At 29.9% G+C, this 19,294-nt stretch carries 17 protein-coding genes, 2 tRNA genes and 2 pseudogenes; 11 read left to right on the forward strand and 10 right to left on the reverse strand.

The genetic code is table 11. The features are described from left to right. Positions 1-48 precede the first annotated feature (48 nt). The 3 genes and pseudogenes from Q0X98_RS02445 to uvrB form a co-directional block, all read right to left on the reverse strand. Positions 49-354 carry an SDR family oxidoreductase gene (locus Q0X98_RS02445; protein ID WP_297681119.1) on the reverse strand — a complete coding sequence of 102 codons (306 nt, stop codon included), beginning with the start codon at positions 352-354 and terminating at the stop codon, positions 49-51. Between the two features lie 218 nt (positions 355-572). Further along, positions 573-764 carry an SDR family NAD(P)-dependent oxidoreductase gene (locus tag Q0X98_RS02450; protein ID WP_297681121.1) on the reverse strand — a complete coding sequence of 64 codons (192 nt, stop codon included), beginning with the start codon at positions 762-764 and terminating at the stop codon, positions 573-575. Beyond that, positions 746-2,915: pseudogene (uvrB, locus tag Q0X98_RS07470) on the reverse strand (excinuclease ABC subunit UvrB). Before uvrB ends, Q0X98_RS02450 begins: the two are co-directional and overlap by 19 nt. Before the next feature lie 35 nt (positions 2,916-2,950). On the opposite strand from uvrB, the gene Q0X98_RS02470 reads away from it, so the two are divergent. Both Q0X98_RS02470 and Q0X98_RS02475 read left to right on the forward strand, forming a co-directional pair. Next, complete coding sequence (locus tag Q0X98_RS02470; protein WP_297681129.1) at positions 2,951-4,150, forward strand: pyridoxal phosphate-dependent aminotransferase; 1,200 nt, start codon at positions 2,951-2,953, stop codon at positions 4,148-4,150. A 431-nt stretch (positions 4,151-4,581) separates the two neighbouring features. Next, complete coding sequence (locus Q0X98_RS02475; RefSeq protein WP_297681131.1) at positions 4,582-4,737, forward strand: hypothetical protein; 156 nt, start codon at positions 4,582-4,584, stop codon at positions 4,735-4,737. A 60-nt stretch (positions 4,738-4,797) separates the two neighbouring features. On the opposite strand, the gene Q0X98_RS02480 is transcribed toward Q0X98_RS02475, so the two are convergent. Further along, positions 4,798-5,820, reverse strand: a complete 1,023-nt coding sequence (locus Q0X98_RS02480; protein ID WP_297681133.1) for an NAD-dependent epimerase/dehydratase family protein — start codon at positions 5,818-5,820, stop codon at positions 4,798-4,800. A gap of 180 nt (positions 5,821-6,000) precedes the next feature. On the opposite strand from Q0X98_RS02480, the gene Q0X98_RS02485 reads away from it, so the two are divergent. Both Q0X98_RS02485 and Q0X98_RS02490 read left to right on the forward strand, forming a co-directional pair. Further along, positions 6,001-6,270 (forward strand): hypothetical protein, encoded by a 270-nt coding sequence (locus Q0X98_RS02485; RefSeq protein ID WP_271512342.1) that lies wholly within the window; start codon positions 6,001-6,003, stop codon positions 6,268-6,270. Positions 6,271-6,283: 13 nt separating this feature from the next. Further along, positions 6,284-6,628: a helix-turn-helix domain-containing protein gene (locus tag Q0X98_RS02490; protein WP_297681138.1), complete on the forward strand. Its 345-nt coding sequence runs from the start codon at positions 6,284-6,286 to the stop codon at positions 6,626-6,628. Here Q0X98_RS02490 and Q0X98_RS02495 read toward each other — a convergent pair. Continuing rightward, complete coding sequence (locus Q0X98_RS02495) at positions 6,621-7,577, reverse strand: ADP-ribosylglycohydrolase family protein (protein WP_297681140.1); 957 nt, start codon at positions 7,575-7,577, stop codon at positions 6,621-6,623. The genes Q0X98_RS02490 and Q0X98_RS02495 overlap by 8 nt on opposite strands. Positions 7,578-7,580: 3 nt before the next feature. Next, a pseudogene (gene trxB / locus Q0X98_RS02500) lies at positions 7,581-8,526 on the reverse strand (thioredoxin-disulfide reductase). Between the two features lie 21 nt (positions 8,527-8,547). Here trxB and Q0X98_RS02505 point away from each other — a divergent pair. Together Q0X98_RS02505 and Q0X98_RS02510 are read left to right on the forward strand one after the other, a co-directional pair. Continuing rightward, positions 8,548-9,492 carry a mitochondrial fission ELM1 family protein gene (locus Q0X98_RS02505; protein WP_297681142.1) on the forward strand — a complete coding sequence of 315 codons (945 nt, stop codon included), beginning with the start codon at positions 8,548-8,550 and terminating at the stop codon, positions 9,490-9,492. Continuing rightward, on the forward strand, positions 9,492-10,154 hold the full coding sequence (locus Q0X98_RS02510) for a hypothetical protein (protein WP_297681145.1): 663 nt from the start codon (positions 9,492-9,494) through the stop codon (positions 10,152-10,154). Before Q0X98_RS02505 ends, Q0X98_RS02510 begins: the two co-directional genes overlap by 1 nt. A gap of 2 nt (positions 10,155-10,156) precedes the next feature. Here the strand turns inward: Q0X98_RS02510 and Q0X98_RS02515 are convergent, their stop codons facing one another. The 4 genes from Q0X98_RS02515 to carA all read right to left on the reverse strand — a co-directional run bounded on the left by Q0X98_RS02515 (position 10,157) and on the right by carA (position 14,776). Continuing rightward, positions 10,157-10,378 carry a DUF6552 family protein gene (locus Q0X98_RS02515; protein ID WP_297681147.1) on the reverse strand — a complete coding sequence of 74 codons (222 nt, stop codon included), beginning with the start codon at positions 10,376-10,378 and terminating at the stop codon, positions 10,157-10,159. Between the two features lie 2 nt (positions 10,379-10,380). Further along, entirely contained in the window at positions 10,381-10,524 is a 144-nt protein-coding gene (locus Q0X98_RS02520; protein ID WP_297681149.1) for a hypothetical protein, read from the reverse strand. A 228-nt stretch (positions 10,525-10,752) separates the two neighbouring features. After that, the gene (carB, locus tag Q0X98_RS02525) at positions 10,753-13,605 is read right to left on the reverse strand and encodes a carbamoyl-phosphate synthase large subunit (RefSeq protein ID WP_297681150.1); all 2,853 of its coding nucleotides are present in this window, start codon (positions 13,603-13,605) and stop codon (positions 10,753-10,755) included. After that, positions 13,583-14,776, reverse strand: coding sequence for a glutamine-hydrolyzing carbamoyl-phosphate synthase small subunit (gene carA, locus Q0X98_RS02530; RefSeq protein WP_297681152.1), 1,194 nt, complete (start codon positions 14,774-14,776; stop codon positions 13,583-13,585). Before carA ends, carB begins: the two co-directional genes overlap by 23 nt. A gap of 127 nt (positions 14,777-14,903) precedes the next feature. Between carA and Q0X98_RS02535 the strand changes: the two genes are divergently transcribed. From Q0X98_RS02535 to Q0X98_RS02555, 5 genes are all read left to right on the forward strand, one after another. Continuing rightward, entirely contained in the window at positions 14,904-15,365 is a 462-nt protein-coding gene (locus tag Q0X98_RS02535; RefSeq protein WP_297681154.1) for a GatB/YqeY domain-containing protein, read from the forward strand. Continuing rightward, positions 15,365-17,140: a DNA primase gene (gene dnaG / locus Q0X98_RS02540; protein WP_297681156.1), complete on the forward strand. Its 1,776-nt coding sequence runs from the start codon at positions 15,365-15,367 to the stop codon at positions 17,138-17,140. Before Q0X98_RS02535 ends, dnaG begins: the two co-directional genes overlap by 1 nt. 67 nt (positions 17,141-17,207) lie before the next feature. Beyond that, complete coding sequence (gene rpoD, locus Q0X98_RS02545; protein WP_297681158.1) at positions 17,208-19,034, forward strand: RNA polymerase sigma factor RpoD; 1,827 nt, start codon at positions 17,208-17,210, stop codon at positions 19,032-19,034. Positions 19,035-19,041: 7 nt separating this feature from the next. Next, a tRNA-Val gene (locus Q0X98_RS02550) sits at positions 19,042-19,116 on the forward strand. A gap of 59 nt (positions 19,117-19,175) precedes the next feature. Further along, positions 19,176-19,252, forward strand: a tRNA-Ile gene (locus tag Q0X98_RS02555). The last annotated feature ends 42 nt before the right edge of the window (positions 19,253-19,294 follow it).

Consider the following 19,294-nt stretch of genomic DNA (forward strand, 5'->3'; position numbering starts at 1 on the left):
AAATTATTTTTTTTCATTCTTTTCCTATTACATCTGGTGTTTGCCAATTTAAATTTTGACCACTATCAATGCTAAAACTTGTCCTGTAATAGAGCTGTTTTTAATAAAAAAGTCAACAGCATTACAAATTTCATTTACATCTACTTGTTTTTTTAAAGGTGTTGCTAAATATTGTTTTTTAAAGTGTTTATCAGTTTGTCTTTTATTTTTAATTGTTGGACCTGGAGCAATTCCATTAACTCTTATATTTGGAGCAAAGCTCATAGCACTTGTTTTGGTTAAAGTATAAAGACCAGTTTTACTTATTGTATAAGAAAAGAAATAAGGAGTTAAGTTTAAATACTCTTTGATCAATAATATTTATAATATTGTTATTTTTACCTTTAATATTTTTAGCAAATTCTTTAGATAATAAGCAGGTGTTCTTAAATTTGTTCTTAAATGTTTCCCCAACTATCAGTGTAAAATTTTCTAATTTATCATTTTCAAATAAGAGAGCATTGTTAATTAAGCAATCAAAATATTTTAATTTTGATTTTGCAAATTTAACTATTTTATTTACATCCGTTTCTTTACTTAAGATCTCCTTTAACCAAATAAATTTTAGTACCATTTTTCTCTAATTCTTTTTTTAAGCTTTCAGCTTTTGATTTTGATTTATTATAATGGATTAATATTTCTTTTTTTGGACCAGATAATTTTCTTGCAATAGCAGCACCAATTCTGGTTGCTCCACCAGTAATAATTATTTTGTTTGCTTCCATTTTTTCTTACCTTTTTGTGCTCTTGTACCTGGAAGACCCATTGTTGATCTACCTTTTGGATACATTTTATTTTTGAACTATATTTTTTTACCTTAGGATTTAAAGTAATTTCTAGTTCAGATGCTTCAAGTTTTCTAATTTCATCTCTAATTTTAGCAGCTTCTTCAAATTCAAGGTTAGTTGCAGATTCTTTCATTCTTTTATTAAGGCTTTTAGATGTTTTTTAAGATTGCCACCAATATTCTCATCTGTTCCAACTTTTACATAATCTTTTTCATAAACACTCTCAAGAACATCCCCAATTTCTTTTTTATACTTGTTGCAGCTGATGTTATGTTTTTTATTATAAGCTACTTGAATAGTTCTTCTTCTATCTGTTTCTTTAATTGCATTTTTGATACTTTTTGTTTCTTTATCAGCATAAAGAATAACTTTACCTTCAAGATTTCTTGCAGCTCTTCCAATAGTTTGAACTAAAGAAGTTTCAGATCTTAAAAAACCTTCTTTATCTGCATCTAAAATTCCAACCAAAGCACATTCTGGAATATCAAGTCCTTCTCTAAGAAGTTAATTCCAACTAAAACATCAAACACTCCAAGTCTTAGATCTCTCATGATTTCAATTCGTTCTAAAGTATCAATATCAGAGTGCATATATCTAACTTTGATACCATTTTCATGAAGATATTCAGTTAGATCTTCAGCCATTTTTTTTGTTAAAGTAGTAACTAATACTCTAAAGTTATTGTTAATTACTTTTACACATTCATGCATTAAATCATCTACTTGGTTTTTAGCAGGTCTAATTTCAACTGGTGGATCAATTAATCCTGTAGGTCTAATGATTTGTTCTACAAATTTATTTTTTGTTTGTTTTAATTCCCAAGGCCCAGGTGTTGCTGATACAAAAACTGTTTGAGTTCTCATTGCATCCCATTCTTCAAATTTAAGAGGTCGGTTATCCATACAAGAAGGCAATCTAAAACCATATTCTGCAAGATTACTTTTTCTAGATCTATCACCTTTGTACATTCCATTTAATTGAGGAACTGTTACATGACATTCATCAACAAAAATTAAAGTATTATCTGGAAAATATTCAAATAAGGTAGGAGGTGGTTCTCCTGGTTTTCTGCCTGATAAAAATCTAGAGTAGTTTTCAATACCAGCACAAGATCCAGTTGCTTCAATCATTTCTAAATCAAATTTAGTTCTTTCTTCTAATCTTTGTGCTTCAAGTAATTTATTTTGTTCTTTAAATTTTTTTAATGTTGCTTCTAACTCTCTTTTAATTTTAATTATTGCTTGCTCAATTGTTGGCTTTGGAGTGATGTAGTGACTATTTGCATAAACTTTAATTACATCAAGTTCATTAACTAAATCTCCTGTTAATGGATCAAACTCTTCTATTTTTTCTAATTTATCTCCAAATAAACTTAATCTCCAAGCACGGTCTTCTAAGTGAGATGGAAAAATTTCAAGATATTCACCTCTAGCTCTAAAAGTTCCTCGATAAAAATTTTGATCATTTCTTTTGTACTGAAGTGCAACTAAAGATTTTATTAATTCTTCTCTGTTATAATCATAATTAGTCTTTAAGCTTAAAGTCATCTTACTGTAAGCTTCAACAGAACCTAATCCATAGATACAAGAAACACTTGATACAATAATAACATCATCTCGTTCTAAGAAGTGATCTTGTTGCTGAGTGACGCATTCGATCTATTTGTTCATTAATTGATGCTTCTTTTTCAATATAAGTGTCTGATCGTGGAACGTATGCTTCAGGAGTATAATAGTCATAGTAGGATACAAAATATTCAACAGCATTATCAGGAAAGAAAGATTTCATTTCTCCATAAAGTTGAGCTGCTAATGTTTTGTTGGGTGCAAGAATTAAGGCTGGTCTATTTGTTTTTTCAATAACTTTAGCCATTGTAAAAGTTTTTCCAGATCCAGTTACACCAAGTAAAACTTGGCTAAGTTGATCTTTATTAGCACCATTTACCAATTGTTTTATAGCCTCAGGTTGATCACCTGCAGGCTTAAAATCAGTTTTCATCTGAAACTTTTTTCCACCCTCTAGTTTAGGGCTTATTGCAGGATTTTTATTCTGCACAGCTGTAATTAGATCTTGATAAGTGTTCTGCATTATTTATAAAACTATTAGATTAAAATTATATTTCAATGAGCATAATATCAGACAGTTTAAAAAAAATTAAACCATCACCAACGATTGCTGTAACTCAAAAAGCAAGAGAATTAAAGGCTGCTGGTAAAGATGTAATAGGTCTTGGTGCAGGAGAGCCTGATTTTGATACACCAGATAATATCAAACAAGCTGCAATTAAAGCCATTAATGATGGAGACACTAAATATACAGCAGTTGATGGAACACCAGCTTTAAAACAAGCAATCGTAGAAAAATTTAAAAAAGAAAATAATTTAGATTACACAACTGATCAAGTTACAGTTGGAGCAGGAGGAAAGCATGTAATCTATAATGCAATGATGGCAACTCTTAATGAAGGAGATGAGGTTATTGTTCCAGCTCCTTATTGGGTTTCTTATCCTGATATGGTTTTGTTAGCAGGTGGAACTCCAATTATTTTAGAGTGTAATGAAAAACAAGGATTTAAAATTAATCCAGCTGAATTAGAAAAATCTATAACTCCAAAAACTAAATGGATTATATTAAACTCACCTTCAAATCCAACTGGTGCTTGTTATACAGAAGAAGATATTAGAGAGATTGCAAAAATTTTAGAAAAACATCCACATGTTTATATTTTAAGTGATGATATTTATGAGCACGTAACTTATGAAGGTTTTAAATTTTTCACCATCGCTCAAATTGATAGTTTAAAAGATAGAGTGCTTACTATGAATGGTGTAAGTAAAGCTTATTCAATGACTGGTTGGAGAATAGGATATGCAGCTGGTCCAAAAGATATCATTAAAGCAATTGCAAAAATTCAATCACAATCAACAACTAACCCATCTTCAATTAGCCAAGCAGCTGCAGTTGAAGCATTGAGTGGAACACAAGATTTTATAAAAGAAAGAGCAACTTCTTTTCAAGAAAGAAGAGACTTTGTTGTTAAAGCATTAAATGAAATTGATGGAATTGAATGTTTAAATCCAGATGGTGCATTTTATGTTTTTCCAAGCTGCAAAGGTTTAATGGGTAAAAAAGATTCAAATGGAAATGAATTAAAAACAGATACTGATTTTGTTCAATCTTTATTAGAGAACAGTGGTATAGCAGTTGTTCAAGGTTCTGCGTTTGGCTTAGAAGGTTTTTTTAGAATTTCTTATGCAACTTCAATGGAAAACCTTAAAAAAGCTTTAGAAAAAATATCTACTTTTTGTAAAAGTTTAAGTTAATGAAAACAGCCTTAGTTTTTGGTTCATCCGGTTTGATTGGTGGACATCTTCTTAATCAATTAATTAAAATATGATTATTACATAAAATAAAGATTATTTGTTCGTCAGAGCCTGAAATTAATGATCCAAAAGTTGAAATTATTAAAACTGATTTTAATAATTTAGAAAATCACAAAGAAGATATCAAAGGAGATGATTGCTTCTTTTGTATTGGTACAACAAAGCAAAATTCACCTGATAAAAATGAATATCGAAGAGTAGAACTTGATGTTCCAAAAGAAATTGCTCAAATTGCAAAATCAAACTCAGTAAATTCATTTGTTTTTGTCTCATCTGGTTATGCAGATCCAAAAAGCTCAGGAGATTATTTAAAGTTTAAAGGAGAAGTCGAAGAGGAATTAAAAAGACTTAATTTTCCAAAGCTTGGAATTATGAGACCTTCTTTCTTATTGGGTGATAGAAAAGAAAAGAGAGTAGGCGAGAAAATAGGAATTTTTGTATTTAAATTATTATCTCCTTTATTTTTAGGGCCTTTAAAGAAAATGAAACCTATTCATTCAGCAACTGTTGCTAAAGCAATGATCTAGTACTGCAAATGAAAGACTTCGACAAAAATTTTTGAGTCGAATGAAATAGCTGAATTAGTTTTAAACTAACCCTAATCTCACAACAGATTTAGCAGTTTCAGATATACATCCTTTTGCAGGATTAAATTTTAATCCCAATAATTCTTCAGCATAACTTGTGTCAGTTTGCATTGTGATCTCAAGGTCTGGAATCATTGTTTTTGCACTTGAGTCCAAGTAGCTAAATAATTTAACCATAAAATTTGGAAGATGTTTTTTTGGAAGTTTTTTTGCATATTCAGGCATTGCTTCAGCCATTATTTGAGAGAGTTCAATAAGTGTTTTTACTTCTTTACCAACAATTAATCTTCTTCCACCGACATTATTATTACCAATACAAGCAACGTGAGCTTTTGCTACATCTTTGACATCAGAAATTAAAACTCCCCATTTAGGTGCTGCTGGAAATTTGCCTTTAAGAAACTGTCTAACATATTCAATTGAAGTTCCTCCTTTTTTATCGAGTGCATCACCAAATACTCCACCAGGACAAATAGTAGTAAGTTTATTTTTTAATCCTTTGCTTTCCATTAATTCCCAAGCAAGTCTTTCAGCTTTTGTTTTTGATAAAAAGTAGTCAGTTACTCCCTTAGTCCAATTTTCATCTGTCCAATCATTTTCTCCAAACGTGTAAGGGTTGCTTCTGTTTGGTTTTCTAAACATTGCAACAATCGAAGAAGTTTTAATTATCTGTTCTACATTTGCATTAATACCAGCATTTAAAACTCTCAAAGTTCCATCAACAGCAGGTGCTAATAAACTATCTCTATTATTTGAAACTTTGTAAGGGAAAGGGGAAGCGATGTGCATTACATATTTGCACCCTTGAGCTGCTTCATTCCATCCATCATCTTTTAAAAGATCTAATTCAACAAATGATAAATTATCGATTGGAGCGTGTTTACTTATCGTTTCTTTAGTTTGTTCAATTAAACTATCATTTCTAACAGTTCCTAAAACTTCATAGCCTGAATTTAATAATTCTATTGCAGTATGTTTTGCTATCCATCCACTTATTCCAGTTAATAATACTTTATTTGTCATTTTGTTGTTCCTTTTTAATTAAATTTTTATTTTGATACATATGGACATAAATAATCTTTTATCAACTAATTTTAAGCTTACTAGTCACTTCAAAGTTACTTAAATCATGACTGGTCATTTTTTGTTATTACCTTACTAAAGTGATAAAAAAAATATATATTTGATTAAAAAAGGAGAAATATGAAACTTATATTAAATATGGAAGTAGAAAATTGGGATACATTTAATAAAGTATATATCTTAGGTGATAACTCAAACAGAGAAAACGCTGGTATAAAAAAAATCTTTATCGGACATGAGGAAGATAAACCAACAAAAGTTCATGCTATTTTTGATATACCCCACACAAATGCTATGCGTGAATACATGGATAATCCAGAGGCTAAAAAAATGGCACAAGAATCTGGAATTAAATTTGAAACTTTATTCGGAGTAACTTGTAAAGATTAACAATAACAAAAAAATGGAAAAATTTAATCAAAAACAATCCTGTCCTTATTCAAATGCTATGGAATTGATTGGGGGAAAGTGGAAGATACTTATTATTGGAAGAATCTATGAAAATAAAAAAATAAGATTTAATGAGCTTAAAAAAACAGTAACTAATATCAGCTCCCAGGTTTTGGTAAGAAAACTTGATGAAATGAGAAAAGATGGTTTGGTTGTAAAAATTATTAATAAATCTCAAAACGTAGAATATAAATTAAGTGAATTTGGAAACTCAGCAATACCAATAATATCTGCTTTAAAAAAATGGAGCTTAGGTAGAAAAAAAGAAATTTCAAAAATAGTTCAATTAACTAAGTAATATTATTTCGATTTAAAATTTTTTTAGCTGGATCCGTTTGTTTTATCCAAGATTTTGGAATTGAATTAATACCTTTTAAAGCAGCAAAATAAGCACCAATAAAATTAACTCTAGAACAGTTACAGCCACCAGCTTTAATAGTTCTCAAAATAGCTCCTTTATAATTTGTTGAATTAATAATTGAGTGAATTGAACTATTAAATGTTCCAGGATAACTACATGCCATTCCTAATTTTTTAACCACTATTGGGTGAGGTTTTGATTTTAATCTTTTTACTTTTTTAATGCCTTCAACAACAATTTTAAAATATGAATTTTTTTTAAATTTTTTAGTGAATTCATTTATGGGATCTTTGGCACCTTTTAGAGCTAAATCTATTAGATGAAACTTAGCTAAAGCATACTTGAGGCTTATTTTTGAAACTGTAACTGTGGAGATAATTTTTTTTAAGCTATTAAAATCATAACCATATAAAAAATAGGGTAGGGCAGCACAATATCCATCAGACTCATTTACTTTAGCGCCACCTGTTAATTTCTTTTTAGCTTTAATATTTTTAACTGTTTCAATGATATTTTGATGTATCCAAGGTCCTTTAATTATACCTCGCCAATCTTTGACTTTTCTATATTTGGCTCTTAGATTAAGGTTCTCCCAATACTTACTCCCTGGACCAAAGTTTTTAGTAATATTTTTTTTAAACCTTTCTTCTATATTTTCATGTCCTTCAACTAATGTTTTGAACATGACTTGCCCAACATCATTGTAGCCTGAAACTTTTCCAGTTTTAATATTATAAAAAGGGCTTTTATTTTTTTTTAAGAAAGTGAAATCTTTCTTTCCTTTGATATAAGTTGTTAGTTTTTTTTGATTATAAACCCAGTGTAATGGTCTAGCCGCAGCATCAGCTACAGTTGCTCCCAAGAAAACATGTAGATTATTTTTCAATGATTAATGTGATAAATGTTTTTCAGCTTCTAATGCTGCCATACAACCCATTCCTGCAGCTGTAACGGCTTGTCTAAAAGTTTTGTCTTTAACATCACCTGCAGCATAAACTCCAGGGATATTAGTTTCAGTAGAATCTGGTTTAGTTAATAAATAACCTTCTTTATCCATATCTAATTGTTCTTTAAATAATGCTGTTGCTGGATCATGACCAATTGCAATAAATAAACCATCAATTTTCATTTCTTCTACATTATTAGTCTTTAGATTTTTAACTTTGATACCTGTAACATTTTTAGGTTCACCGTCCCCAATTACTTCATCTACAGCACTATCCCAAATAATTTCAATTTTTTTATTTTCCATTAATTTCTTTTGAAGCATCTTTTCAGCTCTTAATTCATCTCTTCTATGGATAAGTTTTACCTTTGATGCAAATTTTGTAAGAAACATTGCCTCTTCAACTGCAGCATTACCACCACCCACAACTGCCACAACTTTTCTCTTTAAAGAAAAAACCATCACATGTTGCACAAGCAGAAACACCAAAACCTCTAAATTTTTGCTCAGATTCTAAATTCAACCATCTTGCTTGAGCACCAGTTGAAATAATTATACTATCTGCAGTATATTTTTGGCCACTATCACCTATAGCTTCAAAGGGTGTAGATTTTAAATTTACTGATGAGATGTGATCCTCAATCATTTCTGTTCCAACAGCTTTTGCCTGATCTCTCATTTGATCCATTAACCATGGACCCTGAATTACATCTGAAAAGCCTGGATAATTTTCAACATCAGTAGTTGTAGTTAATTGTCCACCAGGTGCAGACCCATAAACTAAAACAGGATTTAACATTGCTCGAGCTGCATAAACAGCTGCAGTGTATCCGGCTGGACCGGATCCAATTATTAACACTTTTGTGTGTTTTGTTGGATTATCACTCATACAAAAGTTATATAAGGATAAATGGCAAAATTAAAAGGGATATTATTGACCGAAGGTATGCATGGCATGATTAGCCAAGTGGAAGGTTTGGCTAAAGCCTTAGATATAGATTTTACACACCACAAGGTTGAACTAAACCATTTATGGAAATTCATTCCACCAAATCTTAGTCCAGTTTCACAAAATGTATTTAAAAAAATTGATCATGATGATTTTGATGTGATTATCTCATGTGGGCGTAAAAGTGTTATTCCTTCTATTCATTTAAAAAATACAGCTAATAAAAAAGTATTTAATATTCACATTCAAGATCCAAAAGTAGATTTAAATCATTTTGATTTTATTGTTGCCCCAGAACATGATGCAATACAAGGTCAAAATGTTATTAGCACAAAGGGCGCTATTCATTATCTTACTGAAAACGAGATTAGTGAAAATAAAGATTATTTGAATTCATTTATAATAAAGGATGAAAGAAAGATCTGGACTTTAATATTAGGTGGTCCAACAAAGTACTATGATTACTCAACAAAAAATATGAAACATATTTTTACATCTCTATACAAATTATTAAAAAAACATGATTTTCAGCTTGTGGTAATTCCATCGATGAGAACACCAATAAATACTATTCATTATGCTAGAGAATTCTTTGGAGATAATCACACAATTATAATGGATGTTGATAAAAAAGCCTATCTATCAGCTTTAGCAATATCTGAAAATATTATCGTTACATGCGACTCTAGTTCAATGATTTCTGAAGCGGCCTTAACTGGTAAACCAATTTATATAGCAAGTATTTTGCCTAGAAAAAATGACAAAAGATTTCAAAGGTTTAGAAATTTATTTAGAGAATTAAATATAATTAGAAATTTAGGTGAAGAAATAGAAAAATGGAACTATCAAAAATTAGATGAAACAAATAGAGTAGCAAATATTATCAAACAAAAAATTAATTCTTAATGTCATTTTTAAATACAATTCAAAATCAATCTAAAAAACATGAATTTCCTTTTGACCATTGGGAGTATAACAATGCTTTGAGTGATGGCTCTATAGAAGAAATTATTAAAGCAGATATTCCTGATGTTAGTAAACATAATCTTAATTATGATGGAACGAGAGCAATCGATGGGGGTGCAGCTGAATTTAGAGAGGGGATAGCCTCAGGTGGTGAAGCAATTAAATTTAGATGTTTTGTAACTAAAGAAAATGAAAAACAATTTCCAAATTTGGTAAAATTTATTAACGAACTTCAATCTAGAGAAGTTCATGAAACTATTTCAAAAATGATCAATAGAGATTTATCAAACTCTTATGTTAGAGTTGAAGTTATCTGTGATCGAGAGGGTTTTTGGCTAAAACCTCATTGTGATATTAAAGAAAAGTTAATGTCAGGATTAATATTCGTTAATAATGCTAATGAATCTGAGGACCTAGGTACAGATTTTTATAATGAAAAATTAGAAAAAGTTAAAACAGTTCCTTACAAAAATAACTATGGATATATGTTTACCAGTGGTCCAAATACTTGGCATGGAATGGAAAAGAAGACGATTGTTAAAGAAAGAAGATGTATTCAAATAAACTATGTAACTTTTAAAACTGACTGGAAAGTTGATTAATTTCAATTACTAGAAAAAAATAATCCACTTAATATTGAAATTAAAGCTCCAACATGCACAACCATGATAGCTTTATCTCTCCAAAGGTATCCTGTTACAAACCATAAAAAAATTCCAACAATAAAAAAATAAATATTTAATGGCGTTATTCCCATCCCAGTTAGACCATACCCAAACAACTGAATTACCGTTGCAACCCATTTTATAATGTTTACAGTTTTCAAATTTAAATATCCTGTAGAGAAGTAACTTCTAATTTTTTAGTTTTAAGTGATTTGATTGCTTCTAAACAAGCTTGAGCAGTAGACATGTTTGTACAATAAGGGACTTTGTTTTTTAAGTGTTGCTCTTCTAAGTGCGATTGCATCATTTAATCTGTGTTCAGAGTTTCCACCCCCGTATTAATTACTAAAGCAATTTTTTTAGAGTCTAAGACATCTACTATATGAGGAGAGCCACTACTTACTTTATTAATAATTCTGCATCTTGATTTTATGTTTTCTAAAATATTCTGCAGTTCCTTTAGTTGCACATAATGTGAAATTAAGTTTTATAAGTTCTTTTGCCAAATCTATTCCTTCATCTTTATGAGAATCTTTTAAGGATACAAAGCTAATCCTTGTTTTGGTAATGAGTTTGCGGCACCAATTTGACTTTTAGCAAATGCCATACCAAAATCTTTGTCAAATCCCATGACTTCACCAGTTGATTTCATTTCAGGCCCTAAAAGTAAATCACTGTTTGGAAATTTGTTAAAAGGAAACACAGCTTCTTTTACAGCATACATTCCTTTAGATTTATCTTTTAAATTAAACTTAGATAATTTTTCACCAGCCATTACACGTGATGCAATTTTAGCTAGAGGAAGACCTTTTGCTTTTGATACAAATGGCACTGTTCTACTAGCTCTAGGATTTACCTCAATTACATAAATTTCATCTTTTTTAATTGCAAATTGAATATTCATGAAACCTTTAACTTTTAGAGCTAAAGCTAATTTCTTAGTTTGATTTTCAATTTCTTTAATCAAATATGGTTTAATTGATATTGGAGGCAAGCTACAAGCTGAGTCTCCAGAGTGAATTCCAGCTTCTTCAATGTGTTGCATGATACCTGCCACATGAACTTGTTTTCCATCTGATATTGCATCAACATCAACTTCCATTGCATGATCAATAAATTTATCAATTAAAATTGGATTTTCTTCAGCAGCTTTAAATGCTTCTTCAACAAAGTTTTTAAGCTGACTTTTTTCATGAACAATCTCCATTGCTCTTCCACCTAATACATAAGAAGGTCTAACCATTAATGGTAAACCAATTCTCTCAGCTATTTGGATAGCTTGCTTAAACGTTTTAGCAATTCCACTTTCAGCTTGTTTTAATTTTAGCTTGTTAATAAGGTTTCTAAATAAATCTCTGTCTTCTGCTAAATCAATAGATGTGTACTGTGTTCCTAAAATTGGAAGATTGTTATCATGTAAAAATTTAGCAAGCTTAATTGGAGTTTGGCCACCAAATTGAGCAATAATCCCAATTAGGCTTCCTTTTTCTTTTTCCTTTTTAATTATATTAAAGACATATTCTTCTTTTAACGGCTCAAAATATAACCGGTCACTGGTATCGTAGTCAGTTGATACAGTTTCAGGGTTACAGTTGATCATGATGGTCTCAAAACCAGCGTCTTTCAATGCAAAACTAGCCTGACAACAGCAATAATCAAACTCTATTCCTTGTCCTATTCTATTAGGTCCGCCACCTAATATTATAATTTTTTTCTTAGCTGATGGATCAGCTTCACACTCAGAATTAATTGAAAAATTTCTTTGATACGTTGAATACATATAAGGAGTGAAAGACTTAAATTCAGCTGCACAAGTATCAACTTTCTTAAATACAGGTAATATTTTAAGTGCTGTTCTCTTTCGTCTAACAGCATCTTCAGAAGTTTTCGTTAACTCTGATAGTTTTTTATCAGAAAAACCAATTGATTTAATTCGGTTAAACTCATTAAAATCTTTAGGTAATCCTTTATTCTTAATCTTAGTTTCATTGTCTACAATTTCTTTAATTTGTTCTAAGAACCATGGATCAATCTTAGATAAAGTAAATATTCTTTTTAAATCAATCTTTTTTCTAATCGCTTCTGCAACAAGTAAAATTTTATTTGGAATACTTTCTTTAAGTTTCTTTTCAATTTGTTTTTTATTTAGATCAAATATTCTATCTAATCCTGAAAAACCTGTTTCAAGTGACACCAAAGCTTTTTGAAGCGACTCTTTAAAATTTCTACCAATTGCCATAGCTTCACCAACTGACTTCATGGAAGTACCCAATGTCGCAGGAGAAGTTGAAAATTTTTCAAATGTAAATCTTGGAATCTTAGTTACAACGTAATCAATACTAGGTTCAAATGATGCAGGGGTTACTTTTGTAATTTCATTCTTTAATTCATCTAAAGTGTAGCCAACAGCAAGTTTTGCAGCAACTTTTGCAATTGGAAAACCAGTTGCTTTTGATGCAAGTGCAGATGAACGAGATACTCTTGGGTTCATTTCAATTACAACCATTCGACCATTTTTTGGATTAATTGCAAATTGAACATTTGATCCACCTGTTTCAACTCCAATTTTTCTAAGACATGCAATCGATGCATTTCTCATTACTTGGTATTCTTTATCAGTTAAGGTGAGAGCAGGAGCGACAGTCACGGAGTCTCCTGTATGTATTCCCATTGGATCAATATTTTCTATTGAACAGATAATGATACAGTTATCTTTTTTATCTCTTACAACCTCCATCTCAAATTCTTTCCAACCTTCTAAGCACTCTTCAACTAATACTTGGCTTACAGGAGATTCGTGTAATCCACTTTTAATAATTTTTTGATATTCTTTTTCATTTTTAGCAATACCTCCTCCAAGACCTCCAAGAGTAAAAGCAGGCCTTATGATTGCTGGTAATCCAATTTTCTTTAAAACTTTGGATGCTTGATTAATATTATTTACGATCTCAGATTTAGGTAAATCTAAACCGATATCAATCATGTTTTTTCTAAATTTTTTTCTATCCTCTGCATTTGAAATTGCTTTAGAGTTTGCGCCAATTAGTTCTATTTTGTATTTTTTAAGAATTCCTTTTTTCTCGGCTTCCATTGCAAGGTTAAGGGCTGTTTGGCCACCCATTGTTGGAAGAATTGCATCTGGCTTTTCTTTTTTAAGAATTTTTTCTAAGATCTCTAAAGTAATAGGCTCAATATAAGTTTTATCTGCAACATCAGGATCAGTCATTATCGTTGCAGGATTTGAGTTAATTAAGACAACTTTATAACCCTCATCTCTTAAAGCTTTGCAAGCTTGTGTTCCTGAATAATCAAATTCACAAGCCTGACCAATAATAATTGGGCCAGCTCCAACAACTAATATTTTTTTAAGATCTTTTCTTTTTGGCATTTTTTTTCATGTTGTTAATAAATTCTTGAAATAAATAAATACTGTCTTGTGGCCCTGGGTTTGACTCAGGGTGATACTGAACAGAAAATACTGGTTTGTTTTTTAATTTGATACCCTCAATACTGTTATCAAATAGAGATTTATGTGTAACTTGAATATTTTTTGGTAAATTTTCTTTGATTACTTCAAAGCCATGGTTTTGACTGGTAATTTCTACGTTATCATGGATTAAATTTTTAACTGGATGGTTCGCACCTCTATGTCCAAGCTTCATTTTTTTTGTTTTACCACCTAATGTTAATGCAAGTATTTGATGACCTAAACAAATACCAAAAATAGGTAAGTTTTGATTAATTAAATCCCTAACTATTTTGATTGCATATTTTCCAGTTGCTGATGGATCTCCAGGACCATTAGATAAAAATATACCATTTGGTTTCAGTGCTAGAATTTTATCAGCTGATGTTTTGCATGAAACAACAGTTACTTTACAATTAAAGTCTGAAAAATATCTTAAAATATTTTTCTTTATTCCATAATCGATCGCAACCACATGAAATATATTTTTCTTATTTTTAATGAAACCAGTCTCTTTTTTCCAAGTTTTAAGACCTTTCCAAGTATAGTTTTTTGATGTTGTTACTTTTTCTGCAAGATCAAGGTTTTTTAAACCACCCCATTTAATGGTTGAGTTAGTTAGTTTGCTAATATTAAATTTACCAGTTTTTGAATAAGAAATAGTTCCTTTCGGAGCACCTTTGTCTCTTATAAAATTTGTTAAACTTCTGGTATCTAATCCAGTAATCCCAACAATTTTATTCTTTTTTAGCCAGGAATCTAAATGAAGAAAAGACCTATAATTTGATGGAGACGTTATTTCAGAATTAAATATTACCCCTTTTGTCCAAATCTTATCTGATTCGTAATCTTCATTATTTGTTCCAACATTTCCTATATGAGGGAACGTAAAGTTAATAATTTGTCCAGCATAGGATGGATCAGATATAATTTCTTGGTAGCCAGTTAACGATGTATTAAAGCAAACTTCCCCAGTAGCATTACCTTGGTATCCAATTCCAATTCCTTTAAAGATCTTCTTGTTTTCAAGAACTAAAATACCTGTGCTGATTTGTGAATTATTTGAGTTTGATTTTTTTGCTTTTTTGATCAATTACAACTCTTGAGTTAGAGGTTAATACAATAATTGTATTATTATCGCAACAGAGATGTATTATAAAATTGTAAAAAAACAATTTTTCTTTTGAAGAATTTTATCTTTCAAGTAAATTAAAAAAATTATGACATTGAAAGAAACTATCGAGACGGAATACAAAAACGCTTTAAAAGCTAAAGATAAAAATAAAATATCAACCTACAGGTTAATTTTATCATCGATTAAAGATTTAGATATTGTGAACAGGTCAGGTCCCAACAAAAAAGATACTGATGATGAAGATATCAAGAAACTTTTAAAAAAAATGGTTAAGCAAAGAGCCGAATCGATAGATATTTATAAAAAAAATAACAGAACAGATCTTTTAGAAGTTGAACAAAATGAACTTGATATTTTAGCGGGTTTTTTACCGAAGCAACTTGGCGAAGAAGAGACAAAAAAAATATGCGCTGATGTTATATTAAAACTTGGGGCAAGTTCAGTGAAAGATATGGGCAAGGTAATGGGAGAGCTAAAAAAAACACACGCTGATGAAATTGATTTTGCAAAAGCAGGTCCTCTAATTAAGGAATTATTAAATAATTAATGAAATACCCAAAAGAGTATCTTGATGAAATTAAAACAAGGCTCAAAGTTTCAACAGTTGTATCTAAGTCTGTAGCTTTAAAAAAAAGAGGCAAAGAATATGTTGGTCTCTCTCCTTTTAAAACTGAAAAAACTCCTTCTTTTACCGTCAATGATGAAAAAGAATTTTACCATTGTTTTGCAACCTCAGAGCATGGAAACATCTTTGACTTTGTAATGAAAACTCAAAATTTTAAATTTGGTGAAGCTGTTAAACACTTAGCTCAACTAGCAGGTATGCAGCCATATATGTTTTCAAAACAAGATGAGGAAAGAGAAAAAAAATGGAAAGAGTATCTATCGATTTATAGTCAGTACGTTGATTTTTATCACAGTGAACTATTAAAAAATGAAAGCTATTCAAATGCTAGGGATTATTTAAAAAATAGATCTTTAGGTAAAGAAGAAGTTAAAAAATTTAAAATTGGTTATATTGAAAAAAATCCAAACTTTTTTGAAAAATTAAAAAATGAATTTAGTGAACAAACTTTAGTTGATAGTGGCTTATTTTATTTAGATGAAAAAAAGAAAACATATGTTGAAAGGTTTAGAGGTCGATTAATTTTTCCAATAAATAATATTTCTGGTCAACCTATTGCTTTGGGTGGAAGAATAATAGAAAACTTAGATTACTTAGCAAAATACATCAATTCACCAGAAACTAATTTTTTTAAAAAAGGTTCAAATTTATATAATTTGGATTCAGCTAGAAAATTATCTAACAAATTAGATCACATTTATTTAGTTGAAGGATATATGGATGTTGTTGGTTTAAGTAAAAATGGAATTGAAAATGTTGTTGCAAATTTAGGTACATCATTAACAGATAAACAAATTTTAACTCTAAATCAGTTCTTTGATGACATCATAATTTGTTTTGATGGAGATGAAAGTGGCTATAAAGCTGCTGTTAGAGCTGCAGAAAATTCTATAAAGGAATTGAGACCTGAAAAACAAATATCTTTTTTGTTTTTACCAGATAAAGAAGATCCTGATAGCTATGTAAACAAACATGGTAAAAACTATTTTGTTGATTTTACCAGACAAAGTAAACTTTCCATACATCAGTTTATTTTCAGCCATTATAAAAAACAAACTGAAAACAACCCTTCATCAATGGCAATATTTGAAAAAAAACTTAGATTTATTGCAAATACTATTAAAGATGATTTTATTAAAAAGTATGTTCTTGAATATTTTTTAGAAAAAATAGCAGAATTAACACCGCACTCAAATCAAAATAAGAAAAAGTTTTTTGTAAAGAAAACTAAATCCTTAGAGACTACCAAAAAATATTTTAATGAAAGTCAATCTGTGAGTGGGGTAGAGCTAAAAGAATTTTCTTTACTATACTTAATTTTAAATAATTTATCTCTATTTCAAGCCAATATTCATTTAATAGAAAATATTAAGTTATTTACTGAGATAAATAAGCAGATATTTATTTCTATTATTGAAAGATTAAAGTCAGGTGAACAAATAAACATTGAAGATTTAAATTTAGATAAACAATTACTGGATAAGATTAATAAGTTCGCACCCATTAAACATATTTTAAAAAATAAACCTGATGATGATAATCAAGTGATAGAATTGCTAGATGATATTTCAAAAGATCTATTCAATTATGATTTAGAGTTCAGAATCCAAGAATTAGAATCGAGGTTTTCAAAAGATATGAGTGAAACAACATTTAATGAGCTAAAAGAGCTTAAAAACGAGAGAAAAATCAATTAATCTGAATAAATTAGCAATGGATTTTTGTTAATTTGATATTATATAAGTCTTTCAAACTTATATTGTCGTGGAAAGAATAATTACTAAATCATTTGCTAGATTGATGGGTCGTGGAACCCATAGGGGCTTCATAACTTACGAAGAATTAAATAAATCACTAGGTAAAAGAAATCTATCTGATGAAAATTTATCACAGGCATTCATTCATATCTTAGATGAAGGTGTTGCATTAGTTGAAAAAAAATCTGATTTCAAAGTTTTAAGAAAAAAAGAAGGATCGTCTAAAGAAGAAGGTAAGACGATGGAGAAAAGTGATGATCCTATCAGAATGTATTTACGAGAAATGGGAGGTGTGGAGCTACTTTCAAGAGAAGGTGAAATTGCAATTGCAAAAAGAATTGAAGCTGGGAAAGATGTAATGTTGATTGCGTTATCTCAAAGTCCAATGACTGCTCAACAGTTTTATGAGTGGAATGATCAATTACAGAAAGATGAAATTTTAGTAAGAGAAATTATTGATATTGACACTAATTATATGGAAGACGAGTCGACAGGACCTAGCGCAAAACAAAAAAATGCAGGCGAAACTGACAAAGATGAAAACTCTAGTGATGGTGATGATGACGATTTTAATCCAACACTTGCTGCAATGGAGACTGAAATTAAACCAAAAGTTTTAAAAACAGTTAATACACTAACTAAAGAATATACAAAATTAATAAAATACCAAAAAGAAAAACTAGATTGTGTTTTAAATTCTCAAAATTTTTCTCCTGCGAAAGAGAAAGGATATCAAAAAATTGTTGATGATATTTTAGAAAATATAAAATCACTTCAATTATCGCCTTCAGTTTTAGAAGAGTTAGTTCAAAAACACTATGGTGAAAATAAAAAAATTATATCTTTAGAAGGAAACCTTTTAAGATTAGCAATGGATCACAATATTCCAAGAAATGAATTTATAAAGTTTTATATTGGTAATGAAATAAACCCAAATCTAAAAAAGTTTTTAGATACTAATTCAATTTGGAAGCAATTTTTTGCAAAAAATAAGGAAGAATTTAAAAATATTAGAGAAAGATTAATTGAGATTAGTCATAAATTAGGAATATCTGTAACAGATTTTAAAAAATTAGTTAGTAGAGTTCAAAAAGGTGAAAAAGAGTCAAGAATTGCTAAAAAAGAAATGGTTGAAGCTAATTTAAGATTAGTAATATCAATTGCTAAAAAATATACGAATAGAGGTCTTCAGTTTTTAGATTTAATTCAAGAGGGTAATATTGGTTTGATGAAAGCTGTTGATAAATTTGAGTACAGAAGAGGATATAAGTTTTCTACGTATGCCACTTGGTGGATTAGACAAGCTATTACAAGATCAATTGCTGATCAGGCTAGAACTATAAGAATTCCAGTTCATATGATTGAAACAATCAATAAGATTGTAAGAACCCAAAGATTAATCTTAAGTGAGTTTGGAAGAGAAGCAACCCCTGAAGAATTAGCACAAAAACTTAGAATGCCACTTGATAAAGTTAGAAAAGTTTTAAAAATTTCAAAAGAACCCGTCTCCCTTGAAAAACCAGTGGGTGATGAAGAGGATAGTAGTCTAGGAGATTTCATAGAAGATACAAAAGCGTTAGCACCACTTGAACAAGCTATTAAATCTAATCTTGGAGAAGCAACAACTAAAATTTTATCCACATTAACTCCAAGAGAAGAAAGAGTTTTGAGAATGAGATTTGGAGTTGGAATGAATACTGATCACACTTTAGAGGAAGTTGGTCTTCAGTTCTCTGTAACTAGAGAAAGAATTAGACAAATTGAAGCAAAAGCTCTTAGAAAACTGAAACATCCTAGCAGATCTAAACAGTTAAAAAGTTTCTTAGAAAGTTAATCTTACTGGGCCGTTAGCTCAATAGTAGAGTACTGCATTGACATTGCAGGGGTAGTTGGAGCGTAACCAACACGGCCCACCATTTTATAATTATCTATAATTGATAACCTAACAAAAATGGTATAGTTAAAAGTAAATTTTGGGCCTGTAGCTCAGTTGGTTAGAGCAGTACACTCATAATGTATTGGTCCCAGGTTCGAGTCCTGGCGGGCCCACCAAAAATTTAAAAATACAACTAGAGGTTTATCAATAATTTATAT

This window comes from uncultured Candidatus Pelagibacter sp. (genome assembly GCF_943788075.1).
Classification (GTDB): Bacteria; Pseudomonadota; Alphaproteobacteria; order Pelagibacterales; family Pelagibacteraceae; genus Pelagibacter.